An 11,922-nucleotide genomic window follows, 5' to 3' on the forward strand; every position below is an offset into this window, starting at 1 on the left:
GCTGAGCGGCAGGAGAAGGAGTTGCGGGCGTACATCGAACACCTACGGAGGAAGAGCAAGTGAGTCGCAAGGGGCTGACGTTTCCTGAACACGCCGCGAGTGATGGCCGTGTGGGCACCGCGCGCATTCGCGAGCAGATCGGCGCCACGTCGGCAGCGCTTGCTATGACCGCACCGGTGCCATTGGAAAAGACGCTTGCGACGATGGTCGAGCCGAAGCGGAGCAAGTACAGCAATCGTAAGTGTGAAGTTGATGGGATCAAGTTCGACAGCCGCGCGGAAGCGAGACGCTGGACGCAGCTGCAGGCGATGCAGTCAGCGGGCGAGATCAACGACCTTGAGCGGCAGGTGGTGTACGTGCTTGCGGCCGGTGTCGTAATCGACGGCAGGAAGGTGCCCCCCCTGCGCTATGTCGCTGACTTCGTGTACGAGCGCGCGAATGTGACAGTCATCGAAGACGTGAAGGGCGTCATAACGCCCGAGTACCGAATCAAGCGTCACCTGATGGCGCTGAAGGGGCTAAGCATCGTGGAGATCAAATGAAGCGCGACATTCTGGAATCGATGGATCGGGGGATCTGGTACTGCGTCGAGACGCTTACTGCATTGGCTGGTCACACCAACCGTGAAACGCGAGAGGCTTGTCTGTTAATGGTCGGAGAGGGGCTGCTCGATATGGACACGATCAACGAGAAGCGTCGATTTCGCCTCGCGATGACCAAACGAGCGGCGCGCAGCCCTGACTACACGTGCGTACCGACAAAGGCGACGGGCCCGTACCGTCCGACTTGGAAGCCTATGCATACGTATGACCAATACGCTCGATCCCACCAACAACTCTGTGAGGAATTGCGATGAGCTTGGCGAGAAAGTCGCAGATGCAGCGCGGCGCGCCGCTCAAACGGTCTGCTTTCAAAAAGTCCAGCCGTCCACGAGCAAAGAAGGCCGAGCGTGAGCACATGGGGATTGTTGCCGGGCTCTCCTGCATCGTGTGCCGCAATCTTGGCTTCGGCGAAAGCCCAGCGGAAGTGCACCATGTCCGCTTCCTGGCTGGTGGTGCCCAGCGGTCGGGGCATACGAACACCATCCCGCTGTGCCCGCTTCATCATCGCATCGGCGGCTACGGGGTCGCGTTTCATGCGGGGCCCGCCGAGTTCCAGCGGCGGTATGGCACGGAAGAGCAGTTACTGGAGCAAACGCGTTGTGAGATGGCTCATCGGCTCTTCGCGGCGATTGCGCCGGAGGTGGCCTGATGAAGGTGAGGGCGGCCGAGACACGGAAGGGCGTCGAGGTGAGCGAGATTGGCGCGGAGAAGGGGTGTGAGGAATGCAGATTCAGGGCGAAGGTTTGGGGGCTGGAGTATTGCGTGCAGGGGCGATCGCAACCTGGGGCAAACAACATGCGGCGTTGCAATTTCTACAAGGGCGGGGATACGAAATGACCAGAGATCAGTCGGAGCAGATAGAGGAATTACTGCGGGATTGGTATCGCTGGCAGATTCGCCAGTCTCACGCCGAAACGCTGGCGCACTTCTATCGCCCCACTGACACGACGTGTCGTGCCTATGCCACGCCGCGGGGCGGCGATGACGAGAACGATGGATACCAGTGGGCGGACGATCGTGTCGCTGAGCAGGTGCAACTGTGCGTTGACGAACTGCCGATCGAGCAACGTGCAGCGATCTCGGTGAGCATGCGCAATAAGGAGTGCGGCGCACAGGTGTGGCGAAGTGGTCGTGCAGGCGAACAGCATGAAACCTACCAGGCAGCGAAGGTAGCGCTTCTGCCTATGCTAGTGTCGCGTCAACTATTGGAAATTCGGGTGAGCGCATGAATCTGAGCGAAGTTGTGCGAGGTAGCTATGCCGGTGCTGATGAGGTCTGGGAATGTTCTGTGACCCGCGATGGTGTGCAGGTTGCTTTTGCCACCGGCTTCCCCGACAGCGCCTCGGCTCGCCAAGCCGCCGAGTACCTGAAGTTCGGAATCATATCCGGATGGAGGGCGGAACCGTGCATGGAAACTGGGATGGTGCAGGCTGGCATGGATGCATTGAGTGAAGACCGAAGCGGGGTCAATGAGGAAGAACGTCCGTCGGCCGTGGTCCGAGACGTCTTTCGCGCGATGACCACGGTGTGGCTTTCGCGCATGACCGAAAAAATTTCTCGGTAGGGGCTTGCCGATCGCGTTTAGTTAGCCTATTATTCTTCGCAAGCCTCGCTCGTCCAGCGAAAATGAAAGCCCGCCACTGAGCGGGCTTTTTGCTTTTCTCAGTTGGGCAGACGTGGAGAACATCTGCACAGCGGGAGGCTTCATGGTCGGATTCTCGGTGAGCGTGTCGAAAGACCTAGCCAAAATCTCGAAGTCTCTGTCCAAATTGGAAACGAAGCAGTTGCCGTTCGCGACTGCACAGGCGCTCAACGCGGTCGCGGGGAACGTCAATGCAGCAGAACGCAAGGCGTTGCCCGAAGTGTTCGATCGGCCAACGCCGTTCACTGTCAACGCCGTTGCGGTGAAGCGAGCGAGAAAAACCAACCTCGAAGCGCTCGTCTACATCAAGGACATTGCTGCTTCGTACCTCGCGCCATATGAGTTCGGCGGCAATCATAAGCTCGTCGGCTCCGGCCGGACGTGGTTAAACCCCAAGGACAGCGCGCTTCTCAACCAGTACGGCAACTTGAGCCGTACCACATTGCGACGTCTTTCAGGTCGCCCCGATGTATTCATTGGGACCGTCAAGACCAAAGCAGGGCAATCGATCGGCGGCGTGTGGCAACGGCCGGCATCGTCGAAGCGTGGGGCCGATCTCCGCAAGCGTGGCGTTGCAATGCGCGGCGCGAACAAGACAGACCATCTTAAACTTCTCATTCGATTTGGCGATGCCAAGCCGGTGAGGCGCCGGCTCGAGTTCGGCGAGCGAGCTTTCGAAGTCGTCGATGAGACGTTCGAGGCCGAGTTTGAAAGATCGATGGCGGCGGCCATTGCCACTGCCCGTCTCGACTGAGGTGGAGGGCTCCCGGCCCGAGCGGAGCGGGTCCCTCCCGCCCTTCCGGCCACGCGGGCACTGCGCACGCGCGATATTCGTCTAGGCATAAAAGTTTGAAATTTGGGTAACAGGGTAACAACCTCCGCCATGAAACAAAGCGCATTCGCTGAACTCCACAGCGTCAGTCGCAAGACTGTCACGAAGTGGAAGGAGCGCGGCTGGCTTGTGTTTTCGGGCGATGAGGTTGATGTCGACGCCTCGAATGCGCTGCTGAAAAAGTATCGCCGCGATGGGATTCCGGCTGTTACCCAATCTGTTACCCAGCGCGCGCAGGGTAACAAGCGCAAATCTGTTACCGAGGCAGCGACTGACGCACCGCTCGGCTCTGGCGAAAGCGCCGATGCCGGCGCGGAACGAATCCTAAGCGGCAACGTCGAGCTGCTCGACTTCGACGCGGCTCGCTGCTTCAAAGAGAACTATCTGGGGCTCAAAGCCCAACTCGAATACGACCGGGATTCCGGCCAAGTTGTGGACGTCGCCGAGGTCGCGAAGGCCGTCGGCTCCGAATACGCCAAAGTCAGAACCCGCCTGTTGTCGATTCCTGCGGAGCAGGCTCCGCGCCTCCATCGATGCAAGACGCCCGCAGAACTGCAGGACATGTTGCAGGAGATCATCACCGAAGCACTCGAAGAGCTGACCCGTGACGGAGCTGGCAACCCAACATGACACGCGTAGATACGCCCTCGGCCATGACGCGCTTTATGCAGGTCTGGTCGCTGCACGTCGCGAGAATCTACTGCCACCTCCGAAGCTAACACTGAGTCAGTGGGCGGAACGCTATGCAGTGTTGTCGCGCGAGACGAGTGCCCAAACGGGGCGCTTTCGTGCTTTCGGCTACCAGCGGGGAATGCTCGATGCGGTGACCGATCCGGCGGTCGAGAAGATCAGCGTGATGAAGTCGGCGCGCGTCGGCTACACCAAGCTGATGGACCATGCGGTGGGCTATTTCATCCATCAGGACCCTTCGCCGATACTGGTCGTGCAGCCCCGCGTAGAGGACGCGGAGAGCTATTCCAAGACTGAAATCGCGCCGATGCTGCGCGACACTCCGGTCCTTGCATCCATCGCTGGCGACCAGAAGGCGAAGAACAGCGACCAGACGATTCTGGCGAAGACGTTCCGCAACGGATCGAGCCTGACGCTCGTGGGCGCCAACAGCCCGGCGGGCTTTCGGCGGATCACGTCACGTGTGGTGATGTTCGATGAGGTCGACGCCTATCCAGTGGACGGCGCGGGGAACGAAGGCGATCAGATCGCACTCGGTACCAAGCGCTCAGAGACGTTCTGGAATCGGAAGATCGTGCTGGGATCGACCCCGACAGTGAAGGGATACAGCCGCATTGAGAAGAGCTTCGGCGAGAGCGACCAGCGCTATTTCTTCGTCAAGTGTCCGCATTGCGGTGAGCATCAGGTGCTTGAGTGGGGCGGTCCTGACACTCCTCACGGCATGAAGTGGGACAAGGACGAGCAAGGCAATGGCCTGCCCGACACCGTCTATTACGTGTGCCGCCACAACGGTTGCATCATCCATGAGGTCGATAAGGCCGACATGGTGGCCGGCGGAGAGTGGCGTGCGACTAAGCCATTCAAGGGGCACGCAGGATTTCATATCTGGGCAGGCTACAGCCTGTTTCCGAACGCGTGCTGGTCAAACCTCGTGGCTGAATGGCTGCGGGTGAAGGACGATCCGCTCGCCCGTCAGACGTTCATCAATCTCGTGCTCGGTGAGCCTTACGAGGACCGGGGAGACCGCGCCTTGAGCGAAGCACGCCTCGCGGCCCGTACGGAGGTTTGGTCGGCAGAGGTACAGGACGGTGTGGGGGTCGTCACCGTTGGTGGTGATGTCCAGGATGATCGCGTCGAATTGGAAACAATTGGCTGGGGGCGGAATGAGGAAAGTTGGTCAATTGATCACGCCGTATTTGAGGGCGACCCAGAAAGCGCAGAACTATGGGCGCGCGTTGATGCATATCTGAAACGCATCTGGAGGCGCGCTGACGGGCGAGGTTTTGAGGTAATGGCCGCCTGCATCGACTCTGGTGGTCACCACACGCAAAAGGTTTACGAGTTCGCAAAGGCGAGACTTGGCCGTCGCATCTGGGCGGTCAAGGGGGAATCCGCAAGAGGCGGCGCTCGCTCGCCGGTGTGGCCGACAAAGCGCCCATCTTCGCGAACCAAGGCTTCATTTCGGCCCGTGATCGTTGGGGTGAACTCGGCAAAGGATGTCATCCGCGACCGGCTTCGACGCGAACCGGAGACGGGGGACGGCGGTGCCGTCATTTACCCTGCCGGTTACATGCACTTCCCGTCCGACCGGGACATCAACTATTTCGCGCAGCTTATCGCCGAGCGTTCCGTCACCAAGATCGCCAACGGCCAGAAGTTCCGAGTATGGGAGCTTCCCAAGGGGCGCGCCAACGAGGCGCTGGATATCCGGGTGTACGGATACGCGGCGCTTTGCGGCCTGATGCACATGGGGCTGAAGCTGAATCGCCGCGTGGAAATGGTTGCAGCGGATCCGACCCAGCTTGTCGAACCGCCCGCACCCGAGCCCGTCATCGTGGATATCGACGCCGTTCGTCCGGCGCGGCCGGATGGTCCGGTAATCAAGCAGGACGCGCCTGCGAAAAAATCACGTCTACGGCGCCTTGCCGGTTGACGCCACTGGAGTGCGCCTTGCGCCGATTCGACCCATCACAGAGTCTGCTTGCGGGCATGGATACAGCCGCGCTGCAGGCGGCGCTGGCTACTGCTCAGGCGGCATACCTAGCTCTTTCGACTGGATCTCAGGGTGAGTCCTACTCGTATACGCAGGGCGATGGCACACGCGCGGTGACATACACACGAGCGAATCTCGCAGACCTCGCGGCGGCGATTCAGCTCATGCAAGCGCAACTCGGCATCGTTGCATCTCCGCGACGTGCCCACAGACTCACATTCACCAGGCGATAAATGGAATCGAACGTACAGATCCTTGGCGCAGACGGCAAACCGTTGCCATCGCCCAAGGGGCGTGCGCTCGCCCTGAATGGGAGCAGTGGTTACGGGGGCAGGTCGGCGTATGACGCGGCGGACATGTCCGGCCAGCACATGCGTGACTGGCAGCCGTTCCTTTGGTCGCCCGACGGTGAGCTCAACCCCTACCGGGATCGCATCGTCTCGCGTGTGCGTGACCTGGTGCGCAATGACGGGTGGGCGTCGGCCGCTGTTACGCGGACCATCGACAACGTCATCGGCGCGGACTTTCGCCCGATTTGCAAACCGGACTGGCGTGCGCTGCAGGCTCAGACTGGCCTGAAGACGTTTGACCACGTCTGGGCGGACGAGTACGGGCGCGCATTGGAGGCAGGCTGGCGGACGTGGTCCGAGGACCCGCTTCATTTCTGCGACGCTCAGCGGAAGCTCACGATCCCGCAGATGATGCGGCTCGCGTTCCGGCACAAGGTTGTCGATGGTGACGCGCTGGGCATTCTTCAGTGGATGCCGGAGCGCTTACCGCGCGGCGCTCGCTACGCAACTGTTTTGCAGCTTATCGACCCCGACCGACTTTCGAATCCGCAGCAAAACTTCGACCAAAACACCATGCGCGGTGGTGTCGAGATTGACGAGTTCGGCGCAGCGACTTGGTATCACATTCGAAAGGCGCATCAGGGCGACTGGTTTAGCGGAAACAAGCAGGTGTCTTGGGAGCGGATCGCCGCCGAAACGGAGTGGGGCCGCCCCATCGTGGTCCATGACTACGATTTCGACCGCGCGAGCCAGCACCGCGGCGGTGCCGGCATCCTCACGCCGGTACTCCAGCGTCTCAAGATGCTGATCAAGTACGACGGTACCGAACTCGACGCCGCGATCATCAATGCCATCTTCGGCGCATACGTCACAAGTCCGTTCGACAAGCAGTTAGTCGGTGATGCGCTGGGGGACGGAGAGGAAGAAGCGCTCAACGGGTATCAGGACGCCCGCGCCGAGTTTCACGATAAGAATGAGCTTCGTCTAGGCGGCGCTCGTCTGCCTATTCTGTTCCCGGGCGAAAGCATCAATACGGTTTCGGCTTCGCGGCCTGCAGGCAATTTTGCTGAATTCGAGAACGCAATGCTGCGCAACGTCGCTGCCGGGACGGGAATGTCTGCCCAGCAGATCTCCCAGAACTGGGCTGACGTGAACTACAGCTCTTACCGTGCGGCAGCGCTCGAGGCGTGGAAGACGTTCGATCGGCGCCGCAGCGATTTCGGGCGTGGCTTCGGGCAACCGATTTTGTGCGCCTTTACCGAGGAATCAATGGAGGTGGACGAACTGCCTCTGCCTGCCGGCGCACCGGACTTCGTCTCCGGCCGCGCCGCTTACACGCGTGCGTGGTGGATCGGCCCTGGGCGCGGGTACGTTGATCCGCTCAAGGAACGACAGGGCGCGGCGCTGGGCATCGAGTCGGGCCTTTCCACACTCGAAGACGAGTCTGCGCAGTTGTCGGGCAACGATTGGCGCGACAACGTCGATCAGCGTGCGATCGAGGTCGCGTACTACAAGAAACGGGGTATTCCTCTGCCGTCAACGCTCAAGGGCGTCGGCGCGGAGGAGGTCACTCAGGAGCCGAAAGCCCAATGAACAACCTTCTCCCGCGACTGGCGCAGCGGCTGTTCAACACGCCAGTCGCGATTCACCCTCGAAAGGCTGAGATTGTCGTGGCCGCGCTGGCAGATCGGTTGGGCGTAAGCCAGATGGTCGGTCTTGACGGAACGGCAATCGTGCCGGTGGCCATGGACGACGACGAGTACGGCTTTGCGGAGCCGGGGCGCACTGCGCGCGCCGGGTATGACAACGTCGGAGGCGTTGCGGTCATCGAAGTGCAGGGCACGCTGGTGCAGAAGCTCGGCTCTCTACGCCCATATTCGGGCATGTCCGGATACGACGGCATTCGCCAGAACCTGTTCGCAGCGCTCTGCGACCCGAAGGTTGAGGCGATCGTCCTAGATATCGACTCACCTGGCGGTGAGGTCGCGGGTTGCTTTGATCTGGTGGACACGATCTACGCAGCGCGAGGCACGAAGCCGATTTGGTCAATCCTCAACGAGTCGGCGTATAGCGCGGCATACGCGATCGCGAGCGCTGCGGACCGGCTGATTGTTCCGCGGACTGGCGGTGTGGGAAGCATCGGCGTCATCTGCGCACACGTTGATCTCTCACAGGCATTGTCGGCCGCCGGCGTGAAAGTGACGTTCATCACGTACGGCGACTTCAAAGCCGATGGTCACTCTGAACTCCCGCTGTCGCCGGAAGCGCTTAAGCGCTTCCAGACTGACATCGACACCATGGGTGAACTGTTTTGCGAAACGGTCGCCCGCAATCGGAATATCTCAGCCGCCACGGTTCGAGATACGCAGGCCGCAACGTTCATGGGCGACAAGGGTGTCGCTCTCGGACTCGCGGACGAAGTGGCGGCGCCTGATGCCGCGTTTCGGGCCTTGATGGCCGAGATCACCAAGGCCTAGAACCATCATTACAGGATGAAGCACATGAAGAACCCGAAGCTCTCGAAGCTGGCGTCGGCAATGCCGTTCGCCCATTTCCTCGGCATCCCGTCAGCTGCCGCCGCTCGTGCGGAGGAGGACGAGGACCGCAAACAGCATGATGGCGAGTCCGACGAGGACTATGCCAAGCGGATGGAAGAGAAGGATAAGGAAGACGAGGCTGCTAGCAAGGCCGAAGAGGATGAGCGGCGCGAAGACGCGCGTCGTGCGGAAGGCGATGACGACGATGCTGATGCAGAAGAGGACGAGAAGGACGACAAGGAAGACGGCAGGCGCGCTGGCCGTGCGAAGGGCGCCCGTCAACGCGAGCGCGTGCGATGCGCTGCGATCGTCGCTGAAGGCCTCAAACTTGGCGCAGCCAAGCAGGCGTGTGCGTTTGCCTTCGACACCTCGATGACTGCGTCGCAAGCCATCAATGCACTTCGCATGGGAGCTCAAGACCGAGGCGAGCCCGGCGCCAAGATGCGTGGGCTTTCGCTCGATGAACGCATGGCTTACGCACGTCCGGCAAATCCGGGTGCGAGTGCTCCGGCAGCTGCAGAACCTACGCTGGCAGAAAAGATCCTCGCGGCGGGCAAGCAGCGCCGCGGCGAACAGTAAACCCTCCCCAATCACGGAGATAAACGATGACTTTGACTGTTACCCAGGTTGGGGAAAACACGCAGGTCCCCAGTATCACGGCACAGACTTTCGTGCCCGATCAACTGATCGCCGGCCCGAAGCAGATCGTGACACGCAATGTGACGCTCACGGGCGGTCCGTTTGTGCGCGGCACGGTGCTCGGCAAGATCACGGCCAGCGGCAAGTACACGATCGCGCTGTCGGCATCCTCGGACGGTAGCCAGACGCCGACCGCGATTCTGGCTGACAACGCCGACGGCAGCGCTGCGGACGTGCTCGCGGGCGTTTTCCTCGAAGGCGAGTTCAATAGCAACGCGGTGACGCTCGGCGCCGGAATTACGTTGACGGCCGCTCAGGATGCTCTGCGGCCGCTCGGCGTCCACCTCAAATCTTCGGTCTCGGCGGCTGACCCGAGCTAACGACAACTGAACTGATGCGAAAGCCCCGACCACGGACGGGGTTTTTTCATTTGGGCCACAAACTCGGAGAGAGCAATGCCCGGAAATCTCGTCTACGACACCAATACCCTGATTCAGGTCGTACAAAACCTGAAGACGGCCCAGAGCTTCCTGCTCGACAAGTTCTTCCGCAACATGGTCACGTCCGACAGTGAGTTCGTGTCGATCGACGTGGATGTTGGCAAGCGTCGCATGTCGCCGTTCTGTTCGCCTCTGGTCGAAGGCAAGCTGGTCGAAAGCCGTCGTTTCCAGACGAACACGTTCAAGCCGCCGTATATCAAGGACAAGCGCGCTCCGGATCTGCGCAAGCCGGTTCGCCGCATGATCGGCGAGCGCATCGGCGGCGATCTCACGCCCGAGTTGCGTGAGCAGATGAATCTGGAGTTCGAACTGAACGACCAGATCGACATGCTGACCCGGCGCCTCGAGTGGATGGCGGCACAAGTGCTGCTGACCGGTACGCTGACTGTCTCGGGCGATGGCTTTCCGACGACGTCGATCGATTTCGGCCGAGACGGATCGCTCACCATTGCCCTGACGGGCGGCGCTCAGTGGACGGCCGCAAACATCACGGCAGGTACGGCGTCGCCCACGACGAACATCGAGACCTGGCAGCAGGCGATCCTGAAGGCGTCGGGTGCGAATGTGACCGACATCATCTTCACACCGAAGGCATGGAACGGCTTCAAGTTGGATCCGGTCCTCAAGGGGGCGCAGTTCTATCCGGCTCTCGCTTCGTTCGGCAATGCGATCGACCTCGGCGCACGCAACGAGCGAGGGGGTGTTCACAAAGGCAAGTGGGGTCAGTTCGATCTCTGGCTCTACAACGACTGGTACGTCGACGATAGCAATGTCGAGCAGCCGATGTTGCCGGATGGGGCGCTGATCATGTCCGGCCCGGATCTGGACGGTACGCGCGCGTTCGGCATGATCGAGGACCCGCAGTTCAACTACGCCTCCATGCCGTTTGCTCCGAAGACGTGGCTGAAGGAAGACCCGGCACAGCGTTTCCTGATGATGCAATCGGCCCCGCTGATCATCCCGAGTCGCGTCAATGCGGCAGTCGCTGCAACCGTCGCGTGAGGTGATTATGGCTACCGAAAAACTCATCGAGGCTATCGTCGCGCGCGGTCGTTCCATTCACGACCAGCAGAAGGCTGGCGAAGAGCCCGTCATCAAGAAGGCGGGCGAGAAGGTGAAGTTGCCGGAATCCGAGGTGGCGCGCTTGCGTGCCCTCGGGTTCCTGCAGCCGGAGAAGGCCGACGAATTCGAGACTGAGGTTCCGCAAATTTCCAGCGGCCAGGTCTCGGTGACGAAGTCGGAGTAGCCAATGGACTGGGACGACGTCGTTGACGCCAAGATCCTCGGTCCGCTTGCAGAGAAATTTGGCACCGACATCACCTATACGGCGGCCGACGGCACGTCGTTCCCTGTTCGCGGGATCTACGACAAGGCCTTTCTCAGCCTCGATCCGGACACCGGTTCGCCCGTGCTCACCACTCAGCCGACCGTCGGCATTCAACTCTCGCAGTTCAACGGGCATGACGATCCGCAACAGGGCGACCTGCTGATGATCATCAAGTCCGGTGAACAGTGGGAGGTTCGCGAGGCGTTGCCTGACGGGCATGGTGCCGTGCGGTTGATGCTAAACGTACCAGGACAAACCGATGTCTGAACCAACCGCTCGGGCCGAGTTTCGTGCCGCATTGATTTCGGTGCTGGCGTTGATACCGGGCGTGCGATTGCAGTCGCCCGGCGACTGGACGGTGGCAGCAAAGAACTTACCCGCCATCAAGGTACGCCAGGGTAAGGACAAGAAGGAGTCCAACGGGCGCAACGGCCAAACGTCATTCACGACCGTCAGCTACTTCGAGATCTTGGTCGAGGTGAGTGAGACATCAGGTCCAAAGGTGCTTTTGTCGCTCGAGAGCTATGGCGCCCAGATCGAAGAGGCGATTTTCAAGAGTACGGTGCTTCGCCTCTTGGCGCAGGACTTTCCGTCCATGGAAACGGATACGCACGTGAGTGCGGACGGCGAGGCACATATCGGTGGCTTGCATATCGTTCTCGGCGTGGAGTTCTTCGAGACCTTCGTCCCTGACGTGAACAACACGCTTGAGGGCATCGATCTCACTGCAGATCTCATCAACGTTGCTGATCCAAACGGCACTTATCCAGATCCTCCGTTCCCGGGAGCGGTGACGCCTGCGCCTCGCACACAGGGTCCTGACGGCCGCGCCGAGGGCGAGGTCTCGGTTCAATTTCAATCATAGGAGTG

General features: G+C 60.7%; 17 protein-coding genes. All 17 read left to right on the forward strand.

The window, feature by feature from the left end; translation table 11 throughout:
* Positions 1-59: 59 nt before the first annotated feature.
* Positions 60-542 carry a DUF1064 domain-containing protein gene (locus ABWO90_RS11660; protein ID WP_353191393.1) on the forward strand — a complete coding sequence of 161 codons (483 nt, stop codon included), beginning with the start codon at positions 60-62 and terminating at the stop codon, positions 540-542.
* Positions 539-856 (forward strand): hypothetical protein, encoded by a 318-nt coding sequence (locus ABWO90_RS11665; RefSeq protein ID WP_353191394.1) that lies wholly within the window; start codon positions 539-541, stop codon positions 854-856. Before ABWO90_RS11660 ends, ABWO90_RS11665 begins: the two co-directional genes overlap by 4 nt.
* Positions 853-1,251, forward strand: coding sequence for a Ref family recombination enhancement nuclease (locus tag ABWO90_RS11670; protein WP_353191395.1), 399 nt, complete (start codon positions 853-855; stop codon positions 1,249-1,251). The genes ABWO90_RS11665 and ABWO90_RS11670 overlap by 4 nt, the downstream gene beginning before the upstream one ends.
* A gap of 73 nt (positions 1,252-1,324) precedes the next feature.
* Complete coding sequence (locus ABWO90_RS11675; protein WP_353191396.1) at positions 1,325-1,831, forward strand: hypothetical protein; 507 nt, start codon at positions 1,325-1,327, stop codon at positions 1,829-1,831.
* Complete coding sequence (locus ABWO90_RS11680; protein WP_353191397.1) at positions 1,828-2,166, forward strand: hypothetical protein; 339 nt, start codon at positions 1,828-1,830, stop codon at positions 2,164-2,166. The genes ABWO90_RS11675 and ABWO90_RS11680 overlap by 4 nt, the downstream gene beginning before the upstream one ends.
* 142 nt (positions 2,167-2,308) lie before the next feature.
* Positions 2,309-2,998: a hypothetical protein gene (locus ABWO90_RS11685; RefSeq protein WP_353191398.1), complete on the forward strand. Its 690-nt coding sequence runs from the start codon at positions 2,309-2,311 to the stop codon at positions 2,996-2,998.
* Positions 2,999-3,127: 129 nt separating this feature from the next.
* The gene (locus ABWO90_RS11690; protein WP_353191399.1) at positions 3,128-3,706 is read left to right on the forward strand and encodes a hypothetical protein; all 579 of its coding nucleotides are present in this window, start codon (positions 3,128-3,130) and stop codon (positions 3,704-3,706) included.
* Complete coding sequence (locus ABWO90_RS11695; protein ID WP_353191400.1) at positions 3,681-5,699, forward strand: phage terminase large subunit family protein; 2,019 nt, start codon at positions 3,681-3,683, stop codon at positions 5,697-5,699. Before ABWO90_RS11690 ends, ABWO90_RS11695 begins: the two co-directional genes overlap by 26 nt.
* A 56-nt stretch (positions 5,700-5,755) precedes the next feature.
* Positions 5,756-5,992: a gpW family head-tail joining protein gene (gpW, locus tag ABWO90_RS11700; RefSeq protein WP_353191401.1), complete on the forward strand. Its 237-nt coding sequence runs from the start codon at positions 5,756-5,758 to the stop codon at positions 5,990-5,992.
* Positions 5,993-7,642 (forward strand): phage portal protein, encoded by a 1,650-nt coding sequence (locus ABWO90_RS11705; protein ID WP_353191402.1) that lies wholly within the window; start codon positions 5,993-5,995, stop codon positions 7,640-7,642.
* On the forward strand, positions 7,639-8,526 hold the full coding sequence (locus tag ABWO90_RS11710) for a S49 family peptidase (RefSeq protein ID WP_353191403.1): 888 nt from the start codon (positions 7,639-7,641) through the stop codon (positions 8,524-8,526). Before ABWO90_RS11705 ends, ABWO90_RS11710 begins: the two co-directional genes overlap by 4 nt.
* Positions 8,527-8,550: 24 nt before the next feature.
* Positions 8,551-9,165 carry a hypothetical protein gene (locus ABWO90_RS11715; protein WP_353191404.1) on the forward strand — a complete coding sequence of 205 codons (615 nt, stop codon included), beginning with the start codon at positions 8,551-8,553 and terminating at the stop codon, positions 9,163-9,165.
* Positions 9,166-9,191: 26 nt separating this feature from the next.
* Positions 9,192-9,605, forward strand: a complete 414-nt coding sequence (locus tag ABWO90_RS11720) for a head decoration protein (RefSeq protein ID WP_353191405.1) — start codon at positions 9,192-9,194, stop codon at positions 9,603-9,605.
* A gap of 75 nt (positions 9,606-9,680) precedes the next feature.
* Positions 9,681-10,727, forward strand: coding sequence for a major capsid protein (locus tag ABWO90_RS11725; RefSeq protein WP_353191406.1), 1,047 nt, complete (start codon positions 9,681-9,683; stop codon positions 10,725-10,727).
* Positions 10,699-10,971: a hypothetical protein gene (locus tag ABWO90_RS11730; protein ID WP_353191407.1), complete on the forward strand. Its 273-nt coding sequence runs from the start codon at positions 10,699-10,701 to the stop codon at positions 10,969-10,971. Before ABWO90_RS11725 ends, ABWO90_RS11730 begins: the two co-directional genes overlap by 29 nt.
* A 3-nt stretch (positions 10,972-10,974) precedes the next feature.
* Entirely contained in the window at positions 10,975-11,319 is a 345-nt protein-coding gene (locus tag ABWO90_RS11735; protein WP_353191408.1) for a head-tail joining protein, read from the forward strand.
* Positions 11,312-11,917 (forward strand): hypothetical protein, encoded by a 606-nt coding sequence (locus ABWO90_RS11740; RefSeq protein ID WP_353191409.1) that lies wholly within the window; start codon positions 11,312-11,314, stop codon positions 11,915-11,917. Before ABWO90_RS11735 ends, ABWO90_RS11740 begins: the two co-directional genes overlap by 8 nt.
* Positions 11,918-11,922: the final 5 nt, after the last annotated feature.

This window comes from Pandoraea pnomenusa (assembly GCF_040391475.1).
Classification (GTDB): Bacteria; Pseudomonadota; Gammaproteobacteria; order Burkholderiales; family Burkholderiaceae; genus Pandoraea; species Pandoraea pnomenusa_C.

Coding starts and splice junctions, on each gene's coding strand:
- ABWO90_RS11665 (WP_353191394.1), top strand. CDS start 539: ATGAAGCGCGACATTCTGGAATCGATGGATCGGGGGATCTGGTACTGC.
- ABWO90_RS11670 (WP_353191395.1), top strand. CDS start 853: ATGAGCTTGGCGAGAAAGTCGCAGATGCAGCGCGGCGCGCCGCTCAAA.
- ABWO90_RS11675 (WP_353191396.1), top strand. CDS start 1,325: ATGCAGATTCAGGGCGAAGGTTTGGGGGCTGGAGTATTGCGTGCAGGG.
- ABWO90_RS11680 (WP_353191397.1), top strand. CDS start 1,828: ATGAATCTGAGCGAAGTTGTGCGAGGTAGCTATGCCGGTGCTGATGAG.
- ABWO90_RS11685 (WP_353191398.1), top strand. CDS start 2,309: ATGGTCGGATTCTCGGTGAGCGTGTCGAAAGACCTAGCCAAAATCTCG.
- ABWO90_RS11690 (WP_353191399.1), top strand. CDS start 3,128: ATGAAACAAAGCGCATTCGCTGAACTCCACAGCGTCAGTCGCAAGACT.
- gpW (WP_353191401.1), top strand. CDS start 5,756: ATGGATACAGCCGCGCTGCAGGCGGCGCTGGCTACTGCTCAGGCGGCA.
- ABWO90_RS11705 (WP_353191402.1), top strand. CDS start 5,993: ATGGAATCGAACGTACAGATCCTTGGCGCAGACGGCAAACCGTTGCCA.
- ABWO90_RS11710 (WP_353191403.1), top strand. CDS start 7,639: ATGAACAACCTTCTCCCGCGACTGGCGCAGCGGCTGTTCAACACGCCA.
- ABWO90_RS11715 (WP_353191404.1), top strand. CDS start 8,551: ATGAAGAACCCGAAGCTCTCGAAGCTGGCGTCGGCAATGCCGTTCGCC.
- ABWO90_RS11720 (WP_353191405.1), top strand. CDS start 9,192: ATGACTTTGACTGTTACCCAGGTTGGGGAAAACACGCAGGTCCCCAGT.
- ABWO90_RS11725 (WP_353191406.1), top strand. CDS start 9,681: ATGCCCGGAAATCTCGTCTACGACACCAATACCCTGATTCAGGTCGTA.
- ABWO90_RS11730 (WP_353191407.1), top strand. CDS start 10,699: ATGCGGCAGTCGCTGCAACCGTCGCGTGAGGTGATTATGGCTACCGAA.
- ABWO90_RS11735 (WP_353191408.1), top strand. CDS start 10,975: ATGGACTGGGACGACGTCGTTGACGCCAAGATCCTCGGTCCGCTTGCA.
- ABWO90_RS11740 (WP_353191409.1), top strand. CDS start 11,312: ATGTCTGAACCAACCGCTCGGGCCGAGTTTCGTGCCGCATTGATTTCG.